The 1,016-nt window shown below is 43.6% G+C and carries 2 protein-coding genes; one reads left to right on the top strand and one right to left on the bottom strand.

The annotated features are described in order from the left end of the window. On the top strand, positions 1-498 hold a 498-nt coding region (gene msrA, locus B4K20_RS16165), incomplete at its 5' end, for a peptide-methionine (S)-S-oxide reductase MsrA (protein WP_289283701.1). A gap of 47 nt (positions 499-545) precedes the next feature. On the opposite strand, the gene B4K20_RS16160 is transcribed toward msrA, so the two are convergent. After that, positions 546-1,016 (bottom strand): TonB-dependent receptor domain-containing protein (locus tag B4K20_RS16160; RefSeq protein WP_289283700.1); only part of this gene is annotated, 471 nt, incomplete at its 5' end.

Here is a 1,016-nt window from a genome sequence, read left to right as displayed (position 1 = left end):
GAAACCGCGATCTTAGCTGGTGGCTGCTTCTGGGGAATGGAAGAATTATTCCGTCATCAACCCGGCGTGATTAATACCCGTGTAGGCTACACTGGTGGCCATGTACCTGATGTCACTTATAAAGATGTAAAACAAGGTGATACTGGTCATGCTGAGGCGATTGAAGTGATGTTTGATTCTTCACAAACCAGCTACCGTGACATCCTGGAGTTTTTCTTTATGGTGCATGACTCCACCACTAAAAACCGTCAGGGAAATGATATCGGTGACAGTTATCGCTCAGCTATTTTTGTGGAAAATAGTGAACAAGCCAAAGTCGCTGATGAGTTAATAAGAGAACTCGATGCCAGCGGGATTCTCCCCGACCCTATCACCACCGAAGTCACTAAAGCCGGCCCATTTTACGAAGCCGAACCCGAACATCAGGACTATTTACAGCATTACCCCAATGGCTATACCTGTCATTGGATTCGAAAAGACTGGAAGTTGAAAAAGTAAACCACCTCAATCAAACAGGGCATCAAATGATGCCCTGTTTTTAAAGATTAATACGTCCAGGTGACTGAACCGATGGCACTTCTCGGTGCCCCGTAATTCGCTTGTCCCCATTGAGGACTTTCCAGGTACTTTTCATCACCGACGTTGTATAAGTTCAGGGCTAAAGAGACATTTTTATTTAGTTGATATTGAGCAAATAAGTCGACTAAAGCATAACTTCCCTGCACTTCGGTATCACCATAGTAAATTTCATTCTGCCAACGAACACCACCGCCTATGTTTAATCCGTTAACATGAGGCACTTGATAGCTGGCTGCTAACTTGAATTGTTTGGTTGGAATAAACACACGCGTGTCATCACCGTTTTCATCTTCCATATTGAGATAGGTATAACCTGCACTCATATTCAGTCGCTCGATAACCTCACCAGATAACTCGATCTCATAACCTTTGCTCTGTAACTCTATACCACGGTAAATATTGAGTCCTGTTGCATCATTACGTGTCACATATTCACC

This window comes from Methylophaga sp. UBA5088 (genome assembly GCF_002414625.1).
In the GTDB taxonomy this organism is placed as follows: Bacteria; Pseudomonadota; Gammaproteobacteria; order Nitrosococcales; family Methylophagaceae; genus Methylophaga; species Methylophaga marina.
The sequence above is the reverse complement of the archived record's forward strand: the minus strand, read 5'-3'. Positions and strand labels throughout refer to the sequence as shown.